At 74.1% G+C, this 14,877-nt stretch carries 13 protein-coding genes, 2 tRNA genes and 1 pseudogene; 3 read left to right on the forward strand and 13 right to left on the reverse strand.

Annotated elements, in window-relative coordinates; translation table 11 throughout:
* Positions 1–127 precede the first annotated feature (127 nt).
* Positions 128–200, reverse strand: a tRNA-Ala gene (locus tag VSR01_RS11845).
* Positions 201–372: 172 nt separating this feature from the next.
* Here VSR01_RS11845 and VSR01_RS11850 point away from each other — a divergent pair.
* Positions 373–1,508: pseudogene (locus VSR01_RS11850) on the forward strand (alkene reductase).
* Here the strand turns inward: VSR01_RS11850 and VSR01_RS11855 are convergent.
* Positions 1,421–3,076, reverse strand: a complete 1,656-nt coding sequence (locus tag VSR01_RS11855) for an MFS transporter (RefSeq protein WP_326449218.1) — start codon at positions 3,074–3,076, stop codon at positions 1,421–1,423. The pseudogene VSR01_RS11850 and the gene VSR01_RS11855 overlap by 88 nt on opposite strands.
* Positions 3,077–3,177: 101 nt before the next feature.
* Here VSR01_RS11855 and VSR01_RS11860 point away from each other — a divergent pair, with 101 nt between their 5' ends.
* On the forward strand, positions 3,178–4,131 hold the full coding sequence (locus VSR01_RS11860; protein ID WP_326449219.1) for a helix-turn-helix transcriptional regulator: 954 nt from the start codon (positions 3,178–3,180) through the stop codon (positions 4,129–4,131).
* A 129-nt stretch (positions 4,132–4,260) separates the two neighbouring features.
* Here the strand turns inward: VSR01_RS11860 and VSR01_RS11865 are convergent.
* The 6 genes from VSR01_RS11865 to VSR01_RS11890 form a co-directional block, all read right to left on the reverse strand.
* Positions 4,261–4,333 (reverse strand) — tRNA-Ala (locus VSR01_RS11865).
* Between the two features lie 148 nt (positions 4,334–4,481).
* Complete coding sequence (locus tag VSR01_RS11870; protein ID WP_326453604.1) at positions 4,482–5,132, reverse strand: histidine phosphatase family protein; 651 nt, start codon at positions 5,130–5,132, stop codon at positions 4,482–4,484.
* Between the two features lies 1 nt (position 5,133).
* Positions 5,134–5,565: a ribosome silencing factor gene (gene rsfS, locus VSR01_RS11875; protein WP_326449220.1), complete on the reverse strand. Its 432-nt coding sequence runs from the start codon at positions 5,563–5,565 to the stop codon at positions 5,134–5,136.
* Positions 5,566–5,670: 105 nt separating this feature from the next.
* Positions 5,671–7,548, reverse strand: coding sequence for an LCP family protein (locus tag VSR01_RS11880; RefSeq protein ID WP_326449221.1), 1,878 nt, complete (start codon positions 7,546–7,548; stop codon positions 5,671–5,673).
* 30 nt (positions 7,549–7,578) lie between these two features.
* Positions 7,579–8,214, reverse strand: a complete 636-nt coding sequence (nadD, locus tag VSR01_RS11885; RefSeq protein WP_326449222.1) for a nicotinate-nucleotide adenylyltransferase — start codon at positions 8,212–8,214, stop codon at positions 7,579–7,581.
* Between the two features lies 1 nt (position 8,215).
* Positions 8,216–8,374 (reverse strand): hypothetical protein, encoded by a 159-nt coding sequence (locus tag VSR01_RS11890; protein ID WP_326449223.1) that lies wholly within the window; start codon positions 8,372–8,374, stop codon positions 8,216–8,218.
* A gap of 128 nt (positions 8,375–8,502) precedes the next feature.
* On the opposite strand from VSR01_RS11890, the gene VSR01_RS11895 reads away from it, so the two are divergent.
* On the forward strand, positions 8,503–9,618 hold the full coding sequence (locus VSR01_RS11895) for a M48 family metallopeptidase (protein WP_326449224.1): 1,116 nt from the start codon (positions 8,503–8,505) through the stop codon (positions 9,616–9,618).
* 82 nt (positions 9,619–9,700) lie between these two features.
* Here VSR01_RS11895 and VSR01_RS11900 read toward each other — a convergent pair whose 3' ends face one another.
* From VSR01_RS11900 to proB, 5 genes are all read right to left on the reverse strand, one after another.
* Positions 9,701–10,777: an SCO2583 family membrane protein gene (locus tag VSR01_RS11900; protein WP_326449225.1), complete on the reverse strand. Its 1,077-nt coding sequence runs from the start codon at positions 10,775–10,777 to the stop codon at positions 9,701–9,703.
* A 64-nt stretch (positions 10,778–10,841) separates the two neighbouring features.
* Positions 10,842–11,264 (reverse strand): SCO2583/SCO2584 N-terminal domain-containing protein, encoded by a 423-nt coding sequence (locus VSR01_RS11905; protein WP_326449226.1) that lies wholly within the window; start codon positions 11,262–11,264, stop codon positions 10,842–10,844.
* Between the two features lie 89 nt (positions 11,265–11,353).
* A complete protein-coding gene (locus VSR01_RS11910; RefSeq protein WP_326449227.1) occupies positions 11,354–12,649 on the reverse strand; it encodes a glutamate-5-semialdehyde dehydrogenase in 1,296 nt (431 codons plus the stop codon).
* A 179-nt stretch (positions 12,650–12,828) separates the two neighbouring features.
* Positions 12,829–13,341 (reverse strand): hypothetical protein, encoded by a 513-nt coding sequence (locus tag VSR01_RS11915; RefSeq protein ID WP_326449228.1) that lies wholly within the window; start codon positions 13,339–13,341, stop codon positions 12,829–12,831.
* A 181-nt stretch (positions 13,342–13,522) separates the two neighbouring features.
* Positions 13,523–14,623: a glutamate 5-kinase gene (gene proB / locus VSR01_RS11920; RefSeq protein ID WP_326453605.1), complete on the reverse strand. Its 1,101-nt coding sequence runs from the start codon at positions 14,621–14,623 to the stop codon at positions 13,523–13,525.
* Between the last annotated feature and the right edge of the window lie 254 nt (positions 14,624–14,877).

The raw sequence follows: 14,877 nt of genomic DNA on the forward strand, positions 1-14,877 counted from the left end.
CGCGGCCGCGCGCACGGCCGTTGAGGCACCGGGCCGGGGCGGGGGACGGCGGGCGGCGCACACGCGAAACCCCCGCGGCCCGGGAAGCGGGAGCGGAAGCGGACGGGGTGTGCGCGGGGGTTCGGGGTGGAGCTACGGGGATTCGAACCCCGGACCTCTTGCATGCCATGCAAGCGCTCTACCAACTGAGCTATAGCCCCGCGTGCCGTGTCCAGGCCCCCTGCGGGGTCCCGGCGACCTCGGACACACTACACGCTCGCGGGCGCCGTCCGCCAATCGCGAACCGCGCCGCCACCTCGTGGTTTGCCGGCCCCGGCAGAGTTCACACGCTCTCAACACTCCCCCGCCGCGGCCCGGGTTACGGTGACCGGCGTGACCACCGCCTTCGACCCCGTGGACCTGCCGGGACTGCGCCTGGCCAACCGGATCGCCATGGCGCCGATGACCCGCAGCCGTGCCTACGGCCCGGGGCTCAGCCCCACCGCGGCCACCGCGGCGTACTACGCGCAGCGCGCCTCGGCCGGGCTGATCGTCACCGAGGGCGTGCAGCCGTCGCCGGGCGGGCAGGGCTACCCCGACACCCCGGGCCTGCACAGCGACGGGCAGGTGGCCGCCTGGCGGGCGGTCACCGACGCGGTGCACGCGGCCGGCGGCCGGATCTTCGCCCAGCTGATGCACGCCGGCCGGATCGGCCACCCCTCGCTGCTGCCGGACGGCCTGGAGCCGGTCGGCCCGTCGCCGGTCGCCGCCAAGGGCCGGATCTTCACCGCGGACGGCCCCAAGGACCTGGTCGCGCCGCGGGAGCTGACCGAGGACGGCATCGCGCGCACCCTCGCCGACCACGCCGCCGCCGCGCGCAACGCGATCGCCGCCGGCTTCGACGGGGTCGAGTTGCACGGCGCCAACGGCTACCTCACCCACCAGTTCCTCGCCCCCAATTCCAACCTGCGCACCGACGGATGGGGCGGCGACCCCGAGCGCCGGGCCCGCTTCGCGGTCGAACTGGTGCGCACGGTCGCCGACGCGATCGGCCCCGGGCGCACCGGGCTGCGCATCTCCCCCGGCAACCCGCTGGGCGACATCGCCGAACCCGAGCCCGACGCGACGTACCTGGCGCTGCTGCGCGGCCTGGAGCCGATCGGCCCGGCCTACCTGCACGTGGTGGAGACCGGGGAGCGGGCGCTGACGCTGGAGCTGCGCAAGCGCTTCGGCGGCGTCTTCATCCTCAACGCGCGCACCGACGGCCGCTCCTCGGGGCCGCAGGAGCTGGCGCTGGTCGAGGACGGGACCGCCGACATGGTGTCGTACGGCGCCCTGTTCCTCGCCAACCCCGACCTGCCGCGCCGGCTGCGGCCGGCGGGCCGTTCAACGCGCCGGACCGCGCGACGTACTACGGCGGCGACGAGCGGGGGTACACCGACTACCCGGCGCTGCCGGAGCCGGCCGACCCGGCGGAGCGGGCGGAGTCGCCGGCGGCGTCCGGGGCCGGGGAACCGGCCGCGGGCTGAGCGGGGGCCCGGGGCGTCCCCGCGGCCGGGCGGACCGCCGCCTCGTCCGGTGTCCGCGCGCGGCCCACCGCGAGCACCGCGCCGACCGCCGCGACCGCGGTGAGCGCCGCGGCGGTGACCGCGAAGGCGTGCGCGGACGGGTGTGCGCCGACGCCGCTCAGCCGGTTGAGGTAGAGCGTGCCGAGGGTGGCGACGCCGATCAGCTGACCCAGCTGCGTCACCGTGGCCAGCAGCCCGCTGGCGTCCGCCGCGTCCTTGGGCGCGACCTTCGACAGCGCGAGGGTGAACGTCGGGCTGAAGCCCAGCGCCAGCCCGGCGCCGAGGGTCAGCAGCGCCACGTACAGCAGCGGGCCGCCGTGGCCGCCGCCGCGCAGCGCCAGGCCGACCGCCGCGAACGACGCCGCGGACAGCAGCAGGCCGGCCGAGGCGAGCCGGGGCCACCAGGAGTTCGGCAGCCGGGACCAGGTCAGGCCCGCCCCGCCGAAGCACACCGCGGTCACCGCGAAGGTCAGCCCGGTGCGCAGCGCGCTGAAGCCGAGGCCGGACTGCAGGTGCAGCGCGACCGCGAAGAGGAAGCCGGCGTTGACCGCCATGGTCAGCGCGAGCACGGTGACCGACCGGGCCATGCCGGGCGCCCTCAGCACCCGCGGCGACACCAGCGGGGAGCCGCCGCGCCGGCCGAGCCGCGCCTCGATCACGGTGAAGGCCGCGAACAGCAGCACGCTCAGGCCCAGGCACACCCAGCCCCACACCGGCCAGCCCTCCTGCTGGCCGAGCACCAGCGGCACGGTGAACAAGGTCACCGCGGCGCCGAGCGCCAGCAGCCCCGGCAGGTCCAGGCCGCGCCGGCGGCCGGCAGCGGCGGGCGCGTCCGCGGGCAGCAGTCGCGGCGCGAGCGCCAGCAGCACCACGCCGATCGGCACGTTCACCAGGAAGACCGGCCGCCAGCCCGCGCCGAACAGGTCGGCGCTGACCAGCACGCCGCCGATCGACTGGCCGAGCGCGGCGCCCGAGGAGAGCACCGCGGAGTACACGCTCATCGCGCGGGTGCGCGCCGGGCCGGTGAAGTTCAGCTGGAGCAGGCTCAGCACCTGCGGGATCATCATCGCCGAGCCCGCGCCCTGCACGAACCGGAAGCCGATCAGCTGGCCGGTGCTCTGCGCCAGCCCGCAGGCCAGCGAGGCCGCGGTGAAGACCGCGAGGCCGATCAGGAAGAGCCGGCGGTGGCCGATCATGTCGCCGAGCCGGGCGCCGGTGATCAGCAGCACCGCGTAGGAGATGGTGTAGCCGGCGATCACCAGCTGCAGACCGGCGCCCGAGGCGTGCAGGTCGGTACGGATGGTGGGCGCGGCGACGTTGACGATGAACACGTCGAGCAGGGCCATGAACTGGCCGGTGAGGATGACGGTGAGCAGCAGCCCGGGGCGGGCGGCGGGGGCGTGGCCAGGGGCGGCGGGGGCGTTCGCCGAGCCGGCCGGGACGGCGGGCGCGGCGGGCGCTGCGGAGGCGGCGGGCCCTGCGGAGGCGGCGGAGGCGGGCGGGGCGGACGTGCGGGACGGATCGGTCATGCTCCGAGCGTCGGTCGCGCGCGGTACCGGTAACGAGAGCCCGGTGATCCTGGTACTGCCAGCACCTGGCAGGGGCGGGGCGCCCGGGTGAGGATGGGGCCATGGCAGTCCAGCCGACGGTCCGCTCCCGCGGCGGCGCGCAGCAGGCGCGCCGTACCGAGCTCGCGGCCTTCCTGCGCAGCCGCCGGGCCCGGATCACACCGGAGGACGTCGGCATGCCGCCGGGGCTGCGCCGCCGCACGCCCGGACTGCGCCGCGAGGAGGTCGCGCAGCTCGCCGGGGTGGGCGTCACCTGGTACACGTGGCTGGAGCAGGGCCGCCCGATCAACGCCAGCGTGCAGGTGCTCGACGCGGTCGCCCGGGTGCTCCAGCTCGACGTCACCGAACGCGAGCACCTCTACCGGCTGGCCGGCATCCCCTTCGTGCCCGAGCCGGTCTCCGACGTCGAGGCGGTCGGCGCGGAGGTGCAGGGCGTGCTGGACGCCCTCTGCCCGCTGCCCGCGGTGGTCCTCAACGCGCGCTACGACGTCCAGGCCTCGAACGTGGCGTACCGGACGCTGTGGCCGATGGCGTCGATGGTGGAGCGCTGGGAGCGCAACATCATCTACAAGCTGTTCACCGTCCCCGACTGCTGCTCGACCATCGTCAACAGCAGCGAGGAGGTGCCGTGGATGGTGGCCCAGCTGCGCCGCTCTTACGGGCGGCACGTCGGCGAGCCGGCCTGGGAGTCGTTCATCGCGCTGCTGCTCAAGGAGAGCCCGCACTTCGCCCAGCTGTGGGCGCGCGCGGACGTGGCCGCGCCGGGCCGCCGGGTGAAGATCTTCCGCCACCAGACGGTCGGCACGATCGAGCTGACCTCGATGTCGCTGAGCATCGACGGCATGGCCGAGCACCGCATCGTCGTCTACACCCCGGTCGCCGAGGAGGACCGCCTGCGGATGCAGCGGCTGCGCGACATCGACGATCCCGTCATCGGCTGCCCGGTGCACGGCCGCCCGCTGTCCGAGGTCCTGGCGGACGGCGCCCGGCCCACCCCGTCCCGCCGCACCGCCTGACCGCCGCACCGCCACCGCCGCCTTTGCGGCCCGCGACTCCAGGCCGCCGAGGCCGAGGGTCCGCAAACGAGGGTGGACAAACGGCGATGGCGCCACCCTCAAAGGGTGACGCCGTGGACGCGCGAACTGTGGAGCTACGGGGAATTGAACCCCGGACCTCTTGCATGCCATGCAAGCGCTCTACCAACTGAGCTACAGCCCCGCGCCGACCCGTTCCCGGGCGACGGGAAGAAGCATAGCCGGTGCGTGGACCGGAAACGAAATCGGTTCTTCGCGCCGGGGAGCCGCCGGGGCCGCGCGGCTCCCCGGCGGCTCCCCGGCGGCTCCCCGGCGGCTCCGCACGACGGACCCTAGGTGTCGTCGCCGAGGACCGGCTCGGGGAGCGTGCCCGCGTTGTGCTCGGTGAGGCGCCAGCCGCGCACGCCCTCGCCGAGCACCGACCAGCAGCAGTTGGACAGGCCGCCCAGCGACTCCCAGCTGACCGGGTCGAGACCGATCAGCCGGCCGATGGTGGTGCGGATCGTGCCGCCGTGGCTGACCACGACGAGCACGCCGTCCTCGGGCAGCTTGTCGGCCGCCGCCTGCACCACGGGCGCGGCGCGGTCGGCGACCTCGGTCTCCAGTTCGCCGCCGCCCCTGCGCACCGGCTCGCCGCGCTTCCACGCGGCGTACTCCTCGCCGAAGCGCTCGTTGATCTCGGTGTGGGTCAGGCCCTGCCAGGCGCCGGCGTAGGTCTCCCGCAGGCCGTCGTCCAGCAGGGCGGGCAGCCCGGTGACCGCCGTCAGCTCGGCCGCGGTGTCCACGGCCCGCCGCAGCGTGGAGGAGATGATCATGTCCGGACGCAGCGCGGCCAGCAGCCGGGCGGCCCGCCGCGCCTGCAGCACGCCCTCCGCGGTCAGCGCGATGTCCGTGCCGCCCTGGAAGCGCTGCTCCAGATTCCACGCGGTCTGGCCGTGCCTCCACAGCACGATCCGCCGGCCGCGCCTCTTGGTGGTGCTCAGCTCAGGCCCCCTCGTCCTCGGCCGCGGCCATCGCCTGGGCGTGAGCGGCGCCCTTGCCGCGGGTGGCGACCGCGTCCTCGGGCAGCGCGATCTCCGGGCAGTCCTTCCACAGCCGTTCGAGCGCGTAGAACACGCGCTCCTCGGAGTGCTGCACGTGGACCACGATGTCGACGTAGTCCAGCAGCACCCAGCGGCCGTCCCGCTCCCCCTCGCGCCGCACCGGCTTGGCGTCCAGCTCCTTGAGCAGGGTCTCCTCGATGGCGTCCACGATCGCCTTGACCTGGCGGTCGTTGGGCGCCGAGGCCACCAGGAAGGCGTCGGTGATGGAGAGGACGTCACTGACGTCATAGGCGATGACGTCGTGCGCGAGCTTGTCGGCGGCCGCCTGGGCGGCGGTGCGGGTCAGCTCGACGGAGCGGTCGGTGGCGGTCACGGATGCGGCTTTCCGGTCGGGGTCTGTTGGCTTCCAGGGTCTCACGGCCCTGCGACAGTCCCCGACCGGATATCCGGCAGGCGGGTGCCCCGGCCCGGCGGACTCCTACTGGCTCGTCTGCGGTGTGTAGTCCTTGCCGAGGACGACCAGGATGTCGGCGTTGGACGGGACCGTGCCCTTCCTCACACTGCCGGCCGGCAGGCCCAGGGTCGCGGCGACGTCCTTGGCGGCGGCCAGCTGCGCGGCGTCGGCGTAGCTGATCGTGGAGGTGCTCTGGGTGCCGGTCGCCTTGCCGCCGGGCACGTAGGAGTACGAGCCGCCGTTGACGATCGCGGCCTGGGCCATCGCGGCGGACTTCGCCGAGCCGCTGGCGTCCTTGATCTCCACGCGCGGCTGGGCCGCGGCGCCGGTGGGCGTCTTGACGGTGCCGCCGAGCACGTCCCTGACCACGCTGTCGGTGGCCTGGGTGCTGAGCGAGCCGTCCTTCTGCACCGGCAGCATGGCGGTGTCGTAGGCGCCGGTCTTCGCCAGCTCGGCGAGCGCCGCCAGCGACGCGCCGAGCTGCTTCTCGGTCAGCGAGGGGTCGAGGATCTGGGCCAGGCCCTGCACGGTCCTGGTGGCGTCCGCGGCGTCGCTGGGCATCTTCTTCAGCACCGCCTGCATGACCTGCCCGAAGCGGCTGAGCTGGTCGGTCTCGGACTCCCCGGGCGCCCGGTACGTGGCGTACGCGACCGCGGCCTGCCCGGTCAGGTCCTGCTGCTTGCCCTGGGCGACCAGCGTCTTGCCGCTGTCCTTGCCGGTGCCCTTCACCGTGGCGTTGGTGTCGACGTAGATGTCGCCGACGGAGTCCACGAGCAGTTCCAGGTACGGGGTGTCGAGCCGCCAGCTGCCCTTGATGTCGGTGCCGAGCAGGGTGTTGAGCCCGTCGCGGGTGGGGCCGACGCCGTCGGCGACGGACTTGTCGAGGGTGGTGACGTTGCCGTCGTCGCCGGTGAGCTGGACGTTGTTGGGGATCAGCACGGTGGTGCCGCGGCCCTTGGTGGCGTTGTCCACGAGCAGCGCGGTGGAGCTGGGGCCGCCGCCGACCGGCAGCAGGTGGACCACGATCACGTCGCGCTTCTGGCTGCCGCCGGCGGTCGTCGCCGTGGCCTTGGTCTTTCCCAGGCCGGGGATCTTGCCGGCCTGCCACAGGTATCCCGCACCGCCGAGCAGCGCCAGGACCAGGACGACGACCAGGCCGGCCTTCCGGTTGCGGCCGCGCCGTTTGGCCTCCTCGCGGCGCTCGGTCCGCGACTCGGAGAACTTCAGCCAGTCGATGACCTCCTCGGACTCCTCCGACTCCTCGTCGACGAAGGAGAACTGCTCGGTCTGGTACTCGCGCGGCGCCTCCGGGTCGCGCACCCGGGCCGCGCCGGGCGCGGCGCCGGACGCCGGTCCCTGGCGCAGGTCCTGTGCCGGGTGCTGCCCGGTGTCGTACCCGGCGTGCTGTCCGGTGTCGTAGACCGGGGACTGCACCCCGGTGTCGTAGGCCGTGGGGCCGCCCGTGCCGTACACCGGGGCCTGCCGGCCCGTGTCGTACACGGGCGCCTGTTGTCCGGTGTCGTAGACGGGCGGCTGCTGCCCCGTGTCGTAGACGGGCGCCTGCCGGCCGGTGTCGTAGAGGGGCGGCTGGACGCCGGTGTCGTACAGCGGGTGCTGCCCGGTGTCGTAGCCCTGCTGCTGCGGGATGCGGCCGCCCTGGTCCTGGCCGTAGTACGGCTGCTGCGGCTGGGACTGCTGCGGGATCCACCCGTCGGGCCGGCCCTGCCCGTAGTACGGGTCGCCGTACTCCTGCTGCTGCGGCGGGGGCGGCGCCTGCACCGGCCGGCCGTACGCGTCGTAACCGTAGTGCTGCTGCTGGTAGTAGGGGTCCTGCGCGTAAGGGTCTCTCTCGTCGTCTGGACCGCCCTCGGCGTGGTGCCAACGGGGGTTTGCGTCGTTCACGAGGAACCCCTTCGTGTGTTTCGTTGCGCGCTACCCGGTGGCGTCCCGGTACAGCGCGCGTTTGTCGATGTAGCGCACCACACCGTCCGGAACCAAGTACCAGACCGGGTCCCCCTTGGCCACCCGCTGGCGGCAGTCGGTGGAGGAGATGGCCAGCGCGGGCACCTCGACCAGCGACACGCCGCCGTCGGGGAAGCCCGGGTCCGACAGCGTATGCCCTGGACGTGTGACCCCGATGAAATGAGCCAGCGAGAACAGCTCCTCGGCGTCCCGCCAGGAGAAGATCTGCGCGAGGGCGTCGGCGCCGGTGATGAAGAACAGGTCCGCGTCGGGGTGCTCGCGGCGCAGGTCGCGCAGGGTGTCGATGGTGTACGTGCGGCCGCCGCGGTCGATGTCGCTGCGGCTGACCGAGAACTGCGGGTTCGACGCGGTGGCGATGACCGTCATCAGATAGCGGTCCTCGGCCGGGGACACCCTGCGCTCTTCCTTCTGCCAGGGCTTGCCGGTGGGCACGAACACCACCTCGTCGAGGTGGAACAGGCTGGCCACCTCGCTGGCGGCCACCAGGTGCCCGTGATGGACGGGATCGAAGGTGCCGCCCATCACGCCGATGCGCTGCTTCCCCGGCCTGCTCGGGGGCGGCGGCTCGGGCTGCCTGGCCGTCACGTCAGTCCCGGTTGAAGCGGGTGGTGATCCACAGCAGGAGCAGCAGCGCCCCCAGCGCGCCGAAGCCGGTGAGGTACGGGCTCAGGCTCGGGTGGTTGCCGCCGTGCGACTCGGAGGCTTCGGCGAGCGTGGTCAGGGCGGAGGCTGCGGCGGGCGACATGGTCGGCACGACCCTTCGGTTCGGACGGCTGGCTCTCCCGCACATCGTACGGGCGCGGGGCGGGGAACTTCGCGCTGGCTCCGCGCGTCAGAGTAGGTACTGAACGGCTAGCAGGGGGTTGGGCCAGTATGTCCGGATCGGAAGAACCGAAGGACCCGGCGGCGGAGAGCGTCAGCACCGAGAAGCACCTGCCGGGACGCACCCGCAGGCGCTTCCAGGGCATCTCCTCGCGCGCCTACGAGCACCCGGCGGACAAGTCGGCCCTGGTGGCGCTGCGCAAGCTGACCGGATTCGACACCGTCTTCAAGGCGTTGAGCGGGCTACTGCCCGAGCGGAGCCTGCGGCTGCTGTTCCTGTCCGACTCGGTGCGGGTCAGCGACGAGCAGTTCCCGCATCTGAACGCGATGCTGCGGGACGCCTGTTGGATCCTGGACCTGGAGAAGGTCCCCAACCTGTACGTCACGCAGGACCCCAAGCCGAACGCGATGTGCATCGGCATGGACGAGCCGATCATCGTGGTGACCACCGGCCTGGTCGAGCTGCTGGACGAGGAGGAGATGCGCGCGGTCATCGGCCACGAGGTCGGCCACGCGCTGTCCGGGCACTCCGTCTACCGCACGATCCTGCTGTTCCTGACGAACCTGGCGCTGCGGGTGGCGTGGATCCCGCTGGGCAATCTGGCGGTGCTGGCGCTGGTCACCGCGCTGCGCGAGTGGTTCCGCAAGTCGGAGCTGTCGGCGGACCGGGCCGGCCTGCTGGTCGGCCAGGACCTCCAGGCGTCCATGCGCGGCCTGATGAAGCTGGCCGGCGGCAACCACCTGCACGAGATGAACGTCGACTCGTTCCTGAAGCAGGCCGACGAGTACGAGGCGGCCGGCGACCTGCGCGACTCGGTGCTCAAGATCCTGAACGTACTGCCGCGCAGCCACCCGTTCACCACCGTGCGCGCCGCCGAGCTGCGCACATGGGCCGCCTCGCGGGACTACCAGCGGCTGATGGACGGCCACTACCCGCAGCGCAGCGCCGACAAGGACGCGTCGGTCTCCGACGCGTTCAAGGAGTCCGCGGGCCACTACGCCGACACGGTGAAGCAGAGCAAGGACCCGCTGTTCGGCCTGATACGCGACATCTCGAACGGCGCCGGGGAGTTCGGCGGCAAGCTGCGCGACCGCTTCACCGGCGCCGGCCGCGGCGCCGAGCAGGGCCCGGAGGGCGACGAGGCCGGCGGCGCCGCCCCGGCCTGACCCGCCCGGCCGCCGGCCTGACCCGCCGACACGCCGCGGCGCCCGGCCCGCGTCGACCCGCCGTCGCCCCGCCGCCGTGCGGTCAGCCGGCGGTGAGGGCGGGGGCCGCGGTGGCGAGCACGCCGCACACCGCGCCGACCGGCAGCCGGTGGTCGTACGGATCGGCGCCCACCACGCCGCCGGGCGCGCGGCCCCCCGCCAGGATCGGCCGGAAGCCGCTCTGCGCCTCGGATTCGCAGGCCAGCGGCCCGGCCGAGACGTCGGCCTGCACGACCTGGACGTGCCCCTGCTGGATCTGCTGGTGGTCGAAGCGGAAGCGCAGCTTGCGCCGGACGGTGAACAGCGACACCGCGGAGTGGCCCGGGCCGCGCAGCGCGTAGACGAAGGTGTGGTCGGAGGTGACCTCCAGCTGCGCGTCGTCGGTCTCCTGCGGGTCCATGGTGCCGTTCACCCGGATGTCGCCGGGGACCACGGAGACCTGCTGGGCCGGGTCGAAGCGCACCAGCCAGCCGGTGGCCTCGTGCTCGCCGTCCTCGGCGGGCTTGCTGAGGCTGGCGTCGAACTGGTCGACCTGTCCGGGGTCGAGCAGGTCGCGCACCGCCCCCACGTCGCCGTCGGCCACCGCCCTGGGGTTCAGCGAGGTCGCGGTGAGGTACTTCCTGACGATGTCCAGGGCGGCCACCACCTCGCTCTCGGCGAAGCCGCCCTCGCGGTGCACGTCCGGCGGGTCGACGATGCCCCGGGCGCCCACCGCGTAGGTCGCCGCCCTGCTGCCGCGGAAGGGGGCGGAGGGCGGCACCGCGGGCACCTCGCCGGGCGGCACGAGCGGGATCACGTTCGCCCGCAGCGGCTCGCCGGCCGCTGGGGTGTCGGCCTTGTAGGGATGCCGCACGCCCATGTAGATCGCGAAACCGAAGGCCAGCACGATCAGTATCACCAGCGCGGCGGCCTGACGCGCCAGGCCGCCGGGCAGCACATGGCGGATGCGCACCGCACGCGGCGCGCCCGTCCCGGCCCCCAGGCGCTCGCGCGCGGAGAACTCCTGGATCCGCGCAGCCTTCACGAACGATTCGTCGAAGACGACGGATCGGTACTCGTCCTCACCGCCTCCCGGGGTGCCCTCCGGGGCGCCCTCGGGAGGGTCTCCAGACCCGCTCATATCACAAGGTTAAGTCTGCCGGGAGGTGAATAAAGGCCTCAGTACCGGTCAACTTGACACCGGATCAGGGCAGCGGGGTGCTGGCGACGGGCGGCACATGGGTGGTGCCCACCGGGCCGGTGCTCGGCGGCGGGATGCTGGGCCGGGCGTTCCCGGCCCCGCGGTAGACGGCGGCGAAGGTCAGGGCGACGACGCCGATGCCCATCACCACCGCGAGCGCCCAGGCGACCGGCCGGTGCCAGCGGGTGCTGCTGCCGCGGTAGGGGTGGCCGGCCGCGTACAGCTCGTCGGATTCCAGTGCGGTGTCGTCGTCCAGTTCGGGCACGACGCGGGACTCGCGGGGGTGCCGTCCGGGCCTGCCGGGCGGGAGCGCGGGACCTTCGGCGACGGCAAGCATCCGTTCCGTGGCCGTGGGCTCATGGAACAGGGCGGACCGTACGAAATCTTCGTCGAGGACTACGGAGGCGAACTCGTCATCGTCCGGCATCTGTCCAGGGTAATGCGGAAGTTGGCTGTTTGGGCAGGGGATTCCCGACCGCCTGTGCGACAGCTGTGCCCCGTTCGGCCGTCGCCCGTTCAGCGGATGTGGCCGTCGCCGGTGACGACGTACTTGGTGGAGGTCAGCTCCGGCAGGCCCATCGGACCGCGCGCGTGCAGCTTCTGGGTGGAGATGCCGATCTCCGCGCCGAAGCCGAACTGGCCGCCGTCGGTGAAGCGGGTCGAGGCGTTCACCATCACGGCCGCCGCGTCGACCAACTGGGTGAAGCGGCGGGCGGCGGGCTGCGAGGAGGTCACGATGGCCTCGGTGTGACCGGAGGACCACAGCCGGATGTGCTCCACCGCGGCCTCCAGCGAGTCCACCACGCCGGCGGCGATGTCGTAGGAGAGGTACTCGGCCTCCCAGTCCTCGGCGGTGGCCGCCACCACCGTCGCCTTGCTGCCGGACGCCTCGGCGATCGCCGCCACCCGGGTGTCGGCGTGCACGGTGACGCCGGCGTCGGCGAGCGCGGCCAGCGCCCGGGGCACGAACTCCTCCGCGATGTCCTGGTGCACCAGGAGCGTCTCGGCGGCGTTGCACACGCTGGGCCGCTGCGCCTTGGAGTTGACCAGGATCTCCACGGCCATGTCCAGGTCGGCCTGGGCGTCGACGTAGACGTGGCAGTTGCCGGTGCCGGTCTCGATGACCGGGACGGTGGAGCCCTCGACCACCGAGCGGATGAGGGAGGCGCCGCCGCGCGGGATCAGCACGTCGACCATGCCGCGGGCGCGCATCAGCTCGGTGACCGACTGGCGGGACTCGCCCGGCACCAGCTGCACCGCGTCGGCGGGCAGCCCGGCGCCGCCGACCGCGTCGCGCAGCACGGTGACCAGGGCGGTGTTCGAGGCGTAGGCGGAGGAGGAGCCGCGCAGCAGCACCGCGTTCCCGGACTTCAGGCAGAGCGCGGCGGCGTCCACCGTGACGTTCGGCCGGGCCTCGTAGACGATGCCGACGACGCCGAGCGGCACCCGGACCTGCCGCAGGTCGAGGCCGTTGGGCAGGGTGGAGCCGCGCAGCACCTCGCCGACCGGGTCCGGCAGCGAGGCGACGTGCCGCACGTCGGCGGCGATCGCGGCGACCCGCTCGCGGGTCAGGGTCAGCCGGTCGATGATCGCCTCGCTGGTGCCGGCCGCGCGGGCCCGCTCGACGTCCTCGGCGTTGGCCGCGACGATCTCCTGGGTGCGCACGATCAGCGCGTCCGCGATGGCCAGGAGGGCGTCGTCCTTGGCGGCGCGGGGCAGCGGGGCCAGGTCGGCGGCGGCGGCGCGGGCGCGGTAGGCCGCGAGCATCACGGGCGACTTCGGCAGGGGCGACGGCAGCTCCGGGTGGGTCATGAAGGCAGCGTACGGGGTCCGGCGGCCGTGCCGGAGCGCCTTTCCGCAGCCTGAGACACGGCCCAGGACACGTGCGGGGACGTGCGCGGGAGGCGTCCGGGACACGCCCGGGGACGTGCGCGGGGACGTGCGCGGGAGGCGCCCGGGGCCCCGCGCGCCGCTCCCGCCGGTCGCGCGTCTCAGAAGGGGTGCACGCCCACCGGGACCGCGGGCGGCGGGCCGTATCCCTCGGCGAGGCGCTGGTGGTACGTCGCCCGGTCGATGACCTCCAGGCCGACCGTCTCCCACGGCGGCAGTCCCGCGGTCGAGCGGTGCTCGCCCCACAGCCGCAGTGCGAGCGCCGCCGCGTCGTGCAGGTCGCGGGCCTCCTCCCAGTACCGGATCTCGGCGTGGTCGGTGGCGTATCTGCTGGTCAGCAGGAAGGGGTGGTCGTGGGCGAGCTGTTCGAGGCCGCGTCTGACCTCGGCCAGCGGGGCGCGGCCGCCGGAGACGCTGAGGGTGACGTGCCAGAGCCGGGCGCCCGGCTCCTCATGGCTCGTGTCGCGCGGCCCTTCCTGTCCCCTGACCTGTCCCGCGGCCTGGCCGCCGGCCGGTCCCCCGGCCTCGGTCGTCCGCTCGGTGCCGCTGTCGACGCTGACCAGCGTGCGCTCGGCACGTTCGCCGGTCAGCGACCCGGGGCGCCCTCGTTTCACCGGTGGCCTCCCTGTGGGTGGTGGTCCGTTGCGCCGCCCGCGGCCTCCGGTCCGGGACGGCCCCCCGCGTTTCGCGTCCTCCCCAGTTGACCAGGATCGGGCGTGCGGCGGGGGCGTTTTCCACAAGAAGCACCGTAAGTGCACGTCCGGCACACCCGCCGGACCGGGCCGGCCGGGCGGCTCAGGGGCGCAGCAGCACCAGGTCGTCCCGGTGCACGACCTCGCGCTCGTAGGCCGGGCCCAGCTCCCTGGCCAGGTCGCGGGTGGAGCGGCCGAGCAGCCGCGGCAGCTCGGTGGCGTCGAAGTTGACCAGGCCGCGGGCCACCGCGTGGCCCGACTCGTCCACCAGGTCGACGGGGTCGCCGGCCACGAAGGCGCCCTCGACCGCGGTGAGCCCGGCGGGCAGCAGCGAGCTGCCGCGCTCGGTGACCGCGCGGACCGCGCCCGCGTCCAGCCGCAGCGCGCCGCGCGGAGTGGAGGCGTGCGCCAGCCACAGCAGCCGGTCGGCGCCGCGCTTGCCGGTGCGGTGGAAGTAGGTGCCGGTGGGGCGTCCGGCGAGCGCGTCCGCGGCGTGCACGGCGGAGGTCAGCACCACGGGCACGCCCGCGCCCGCGGCGATCCCCGCGGCCTCGACCTTGGTGACCATGCCGCCGGTGCCGACGCCGGCCCGCCCGGCGCTGCCGATCGACACCCCGTCCAGGTCGGCCGGGCCCCTGACCTCGGCGATCCGGCGGGCGCCGGGGGTGCGCGGGTCGCCGTCGTACAGGCCGTCGACGTCGGAGAGCAGCACCAGCAGGTCGGCGCGGACCAGGTGGGCGACGAGGGCGGCGAGGCGGTCGTTGTCGCCGAAGCGGATCTCGTCGGTGGCCACCGTGTCGTTCTCGTTGACCACCGGCAGCGCGCCCATCGACAGCAGCTGGTCCAGGGTGCGGTAGGCGTTGCGGTAGTGGGCGCGGCGGCTGACGTCGTCGGAGGTGAGCAGCACCTGGCCGACGCGGATGCCGTAGCGGGCGAAGGAGGCGGTGTAGCGGGCCACCAGCAGGCCCTGGCCGACGCTGGCGGCGGCCTGCTGCCTGGCCAGGTCCCGGGGCCTGCGGTCCAGGCCGAGCGGGGCGAGTCCGGCGGCGATGGCGCCGGAGGAAACGAGCACGACCTCGCGGGCGCCGCGGGCCTTGGCCAGCACGTCGACCAGGGCGTCCACCCGGTCCGCGTCGAGGCCGCCGGCCGCCGTGGTCAGCGAGGAGGAGCCGACCTTGACCACGACGCGGCGGGCCGCGACCACGTCGGGGCGCGAGTCGTCCCCGGGGGCGGACGGCGCCTCGCCCCGGTCCGAGCCCCTGTCCGCACCCCGGACCCGGTCCGGGTGCCGATCCCGGTCCGCGTCCCCTGCCGCGTCCTGCCGTGCCGCCGCTGCCACCGCGCTCGTCTCGTCCCCTCGCGTCGCGTCCCGGCGCGCGCCCCGGGCGCGGCCGTCCCTCTGCGCCCGAATCTACGCGACGTCGCGGGGCCGCCGCCGCGCCGTCCACAGTGCGGTCG

It is taken from the genome of Actinacidiphila sp. DG2A-62, assembly GCF_035825295.1.
GTDB lineage: Bacteria > Actinomycetota > Actinomycetes > Streptomycetales > Streptomycetaceae > Actinacidiphila.

Coding starts and splice junctions, on each gene's coding strand:
- VSR01_RS11910 (WP_326449227.1), bottom strand. CDS start 12,649: ATGACCCACCCGGAGCTGCCGTCGCCCCTGCCGAAGTCGCCCGTGATG.
- VSR01_RS11860 (WP_326449219.1), top strand. CDS start 3,178: ATGGCAGTCCAGCCGACGGTCCGCTCCCGCGGCGGCGCGCAGCAGGCG.
- VSR01_RS11895 (WP_326449224.1), top strand. CDS start 8,503: ATGTCCGGATCGGAAGAACCGAAGGACCCGGCGGCGGAGAGCGTCAGC.
- VSR01_RS11890 (WP_326449223.1), bottom strand. CDS start 8,374: ATGTCGCCCGCCGCAGCCTCCGCCCTGACCACGCTCGCCGAAGCCTCC.
- VSR01_RS11900 (WP_326449225.1), bottom strand. CDS start 10,777: ATGAGCGGGTCTGGAGACCCTCCCGAGGGCGCCCCGGAGGGCACCCCG.
- VSR01_RS11905 (WP_326449226.1), bottom strand. CDS start 11,264: ATGCCGGACGATGACGAGTTCGCCTCCGTAGTCCTCGACGAAGATTTC.
- VSR01_RS11855 (WP_326449218.1), bottom strand. CDS start 3,076: ATGACCGATCCGTCCCGCACGTCCGCCCCGCCCGCCTCCGCCGCCTCC.